Genomic DNA, 4,455 nt, shown 5'->3' on the forward strand with positions numbered 1-4,455 from the left:
GTCGCACCGGATTCCACCACGACGCCCTCGCGCATCACGACGACGGACTCGGCGCGTTCGGCGGCCAGCGCCAGGTCGTGGGTGATCAGCAGCAGCGCGGTGCCGAGTTCCGCGGTGAGCCCCTGCAGGTGGTCGAGCACCTGGCGCTGGACGGTGACGTCGAGCGCGGACGTCGGCTCGTCGGCGATCAGCAGCCGCGGCCGTCCCGCCAGCCCGATCGCGATCAGGGCCCGTTGACACATGCCGCCGGACAGCTGATGCGGATAGCGACCCGCTTGTCTCGCCGGGTCCGGCATGCCCGCCTGCCCGAGCAGCTCCACCGCGCGCCGCCGCGCCCGTCGGTCGGAGGTGTTGGCACGCAACGCTTCCGAAACCTGGAAGCCGACCTTCCAAACCGGGTTGAGGTTGGTCATCGGGTCTTGGGGTATGTAGCCGATCTCGCGGCCCCTGATGCAGCGCAGTGTCCGGCGGTCGGCCCGGGCGATGTCCGATCCGTCGAAGACGATGCGCCCGGCGGTAATTCGGCCGCCGGGGGGAAGCAGCCCGAGGATCGCCGCCGCCGTGGTGGATTTCCCCGATCCCGACTCGCCCACCACCGCGACCGTGTGGCCGGGCAAGACGGCGAAGTCGACGCCGCGCACGGCGGCGTGATCGCCGAAGCTGACTTTGAGGCCCTCGACTGACAGCAGCGGCGTGTCGTTCATGGCCGCCACGCTCGCGACGCCGGATCGAGGGCGTCGCGCAGCGCGTCGCCCATCATCATAAAGGCCAGCACCGTGGTCGCCAGTGCGCCGGCGGGATAGAACAGGATGGGCGAGCCCGCCCGCAACCGCGTCTGGTCGAGGTTGATGTCGCCGCCCCAGGACACCACCGACGTCGGCAGTCCGACGCCCAGGTAGGACAGCGTGGCCTCGGTGACGATGAAAACGCCCAGCGCGATGGTGGCCATCGCGATGACCGGGCCAAGCGCGTTGGGCATTGCGTGGCGCAGCAGAATTTGAAAGCGGCTCAGCCCCAACGCTTTCGAGGCGAGCACGTAATCGCTGGTGCGCACCGCGAGCACCGATCCACGCGCGATGCGGGCTATCTGCGGCCAGCCGAACAAGGCGAGGATGGCGATCACGGTCCACACCGTGCGGTGGTGCATGACCTGCATGAGCACGATGGCGGCCAGCAGCAGCGGCAGGCCGAAGAACACGTCGCTGATGCGGGAGACCACCGCGTCGATCCAGCCGCCGTAGAACCCGGCCAGTGCGCCGAGCGCACCGCCGACGACGAACACGACCAGGGCGGCCCCCAAGCCCACGGTGACCGATGCCCGCGCGCCGTAGACGGTGCGGGCGTAGACGTCGTGGCCCTGCAGGTCGGTGCCGAACCAGTGCGCGCGCGACGGCGGAAGCAGGCTCTGGCTGGGGTCGGCGTAGCTGGGGTCGGCCCCGGTGAACAACGCCGGAAACATCGCGACCGCAACGATGAACAGGATCAGCAGGCCGGCGATGACGAACTTCGGGCGGCCGCGCAGCCCGCGCCACGTGTCGCGCCAAAAACCCGATCGCTCAGCCATACCGGATCCTCGGGTCCAGCGCGGCGTACAGCAGGTCCACCGCCAGATTGGTGATCAGGTAGATCAGCACCAGCACCGTCACTATCGACACCACGGTCGGCGCCTCCTGCCGGGTGACGGCCTGATACAGCACACCGCCCACGCCGTGGATGTTGAAGATGCCTTCCGTCACGATGGCTCCGCCCATCAGCGCGCCCAGGTCGGCGCCCAGGAAAGTGATCACCGGGATCAGCGAATTGCGCAGGATGTGCACCGTCACCACGCGCGGCCGGGACAACCCTTTGGCGGTGGCGGTGCGGACGTAATCGGCGTACGCGTTGGCGGCCACCGCGGATCTGGTCAGCCGCACCACATAGGCGAACGACACCGAGCCCAGCACGATGCCGGGTAGCAGCAGGCGCCCGAACGTCGACCGCTCCCCCACGGTGACCGGTGCGATGCCCAATCTCACCCCGAAAACGAATTGGGCAAGGAACCCCAGCACGAAGATGGGGATCGCGATGATGACGAGCCCGGCGATCAGCACGCCTGAATCGAAGACTCCCCCCGTGCGCAGTCCGGCGATCACGCCGAAGCCGATGCCCAGCACCGCCTCGACGGCCAGGGCGATCAACGCCAGCCGTGCCGTCACCGGAAAGGCGTGTGCGAGAACATCACTCACCGGCAATCCGGAGTAGGAACGGCCCAAGTCCCCGTGCACGACGCCGCCGAGGTAGCGCAGGTACTGCACCAGGAACGGATCGTCGAGGTGATAGCGGGCCCGCAGTTGCGCGGCGACCTCGGGCGTCAGCGGCCGGTCCCCTGCCATCGCGGCCACCGGGTCACCCGGCAACAGGAAGACCATGCCGTAGATCAGCAGCGTGGCGCCGAGGAAGACGGGCACCATGACGGCGATCCGGCGCGCGATGTACCAACCCACTGTCAAGCCTTGACGATGTTCTCGTAGTCGGGCAGACCGTTCCAGGTGAGCTTGACGCTACCGACCTGCGGCGACCATCCGACCACCGCGATGTAGTACCACAGCGGCACGGCGGGCATGTCGTGCAACAGGATTCGTTGGGCCTCGTTGACCAGCACATCCGCTTGCTGCAGGTTGGGTGCGGCCTCGGCGGCGGCCAGCCCGGCGTCGAATTCCCGGCTCGAGTACCCGACGTCATTGGATCCCGCCCCGGTGGCGTACAGCGGGGCGAGGAATTCGATCATCGACGGGTAGTCGCCGATCCAGCCCGCGCGGAACGCGGTATCGATGGTGCGGTTGGTGATCTGGGTGCGGAAGCCCGCGAACGTGGGGTGCGGCGCGCCGACGGCGTCGATGCCAAGCACGTTCTTGATGCTGTTGGCCACCGCGTCCACCCACTCTTGATGGCCGCTGTCGGCGTTGTATGCGATCGAGTACCGCCCGCGCCATGGCGAGATCGCGTTGGCTTGCGCCCAAAGGTGGCGTGCCCGTTCGGGGTTGAAGTCAAATGCGGCGTTGCCCGGGATGTTCCGATCGAAGCCGGGCAATGAGCTGGCGGTGAAATCGCGGGCCGGGCTGCGGGTGCCGTTGAAGATCTGCTGACAGATCTGCGGCCGGTTGATGGCCGCCGACAACGCCAAGCGGCGCAGTCGACCTTCTTCGCCCCCGAAGTGCGGCAAGCGCAACGGCGTGTCGAGTGATTGGCTGACCGCGACGGGCCCACTGGCGGCGTTGCGGCCCAGGTCACGCTGGTAGATTGTCAGCGCGCTGGACGGAATCGTGTCCAGCACATCGAGATTGCCGGACAGCAGGTCGGCATAGGCGGTGTCCAGGTTGGCGTAGAACTCGAACCTCAAACCTTTGTTGTGGGGCTTGCGATTGCCGTGGTAGTCGGGGTTGGGTTTCAAGTCGATCTTAACGTTGTGTTCCCAGGCCGGCCCGTCGGGACCGTCCGCCAACTCATACGGGCCGTTGCCGACCGGGTTGCGGCCGAACGCGGCCATGTCCCGAAAAGCCATGTCCGGTAACGGATAGAAAGCATTGTGTCCAAGCCGCAACGTGAAGTCGACGGTCGGCGCCTTGAGCCGCACGTCGAACTCGAGATCATTGACCACTTGCAGCCCGGACATGGTGGACCGGGCCGGCTTTCCGCCTCCCCTCGGGCCGGCGACCTCGTCGTACCCGACGATCGGGCTGAAAAAGCTTTGTTGCAGTTGGGCATTGGTGCTCAGCGCCCCGTAGTTCCACGCGTCGACGAACGAATGCGCCGTCACCGCAGAGCCGTCGGTGAACTTCCAGCCAGGCTTGAGAATGATTCGGTAGTTGATGTTGTCGGTTGTCTCGACCGACTGCGCCACTTCCGGCGACGGTTTGCCGGCGGCGTCATAAGACACCAAACCAGCGAACAGCCGATCCAGGATGCGCCCTCCGAGGCTGTCGTTCGTGGCGGTCGGAATCAGCGGGTTCGGCGGTTCACCACCGTTCACCACCACCGACTCAGGGGTCAACGCGCCGCCCCCGCAACCCGTCAGCGACGCGGCCGCCAGCAGCCCGGCGACGACCACACTGGTCGCAAAGGCCCGCATCCGACGCATGACACCCGACCCTAGGGCCTGCGACCCCCGGTCGGTGAAGTGCCCGCGCCGAGCTCGTCAACCTAGAATCCCCTCGTGACTGTCGCGTATCTGGCTTCGGAGAGACCGGGTGTGCTGGCGGGGCAAATGATGTTCGCGTTCGGCCTTCCGGCAGCCGGATTGGTGTGTCTGATCATTGGCCTGCGGGAGCGCTCGCGCAGGCGTCGACAGTTCCCGCCGCCGTACCACCCCGGCTATCCGTATCCACCGCCACCGCCACCCGCCATGGGGTATCCGGGCCCGTATCCGGCTCCGCCGCCCTATCCGGGTAACCCGGGGCCTGTCTCTTATACACATCT

Annotated in this window: 4 protein-coding genes and 1 pseudogene; 1 reads left to right on the plus strand and 4 read right to left on the minus strand. The window is 67.1% G+C overall.

Annotated elements, in window-relative coordinates; all coding sequences use genetic code 11:
* The 4 genes from A5781_RS10525 to A5781_RS10540 form a co-directional block, all read right to left on the minus strand.
* Positions 1–704: ABC transporter ATP-binding protein (locus tag A5781_RS10525; RefSeq protein WP_156624538.1), on the minus strand; the 704-nt coding region annotated here is incomplete at its 3' end.
* Positions 701–1,564 carry an ABC transporter permease gene (locus A5781_RS10530; protein ID WP_067204673.1) on the minus strand — a complete coding sequence of 288 codons (864 nt, stop codon included), beginning with the start codon at positions 1,562–1,564 and terminating at the stop codon, positions 701–703. The genes A5781_RS10530 and A5781_RS10525, both read right to left, overlap by 4 nt.
* Positions 1,557–2,483, minus strand: a complete 927-nt coding sequence (locus A5781_RS10535) for an ABC transporter permease (protein ID WP_067204676.1) — start codon at positions 2,481–2,483, stop codon at positions 1,557–1,559. The genes A5781_RS10530 and A5781_RS10535 overlap by 8 nt, the downstream gene beginning before the upstream one ends.
* Before the next feature lie 2 nt (positions 2,484–2,485).
* Entirely contained in the window at positions 2,486–4,108 is a 1,623-nt protein-coding gene (locus A5781_RS10540) for an ABC transporter substrate-binding protein (protein WP_067204679.1), read from the minus strand.
* Positions 4,109–4,192: 84 nt separating this feature from the next.
* Here A5781_RS10540 and A5781_RS26160 point away from each other — a divergent pair.
* Positions 4,193–4,455, plus strand: a pseudogene (locus A5781_RS26160) (hypothetical protein); the annotation flags it as partial.

Source organism: Mycobacterium sp. 852002-30065_SCH5024008 (assembly GCF_001665645.1).
GTDB classification, from domain to species: domain Bacteria; phylum Actinomycetota; class Actinomycetes; order Mycobacteriales; family Mycobacteriaceae; genus Mycobacterium; species Mycobacterium paraffinicum.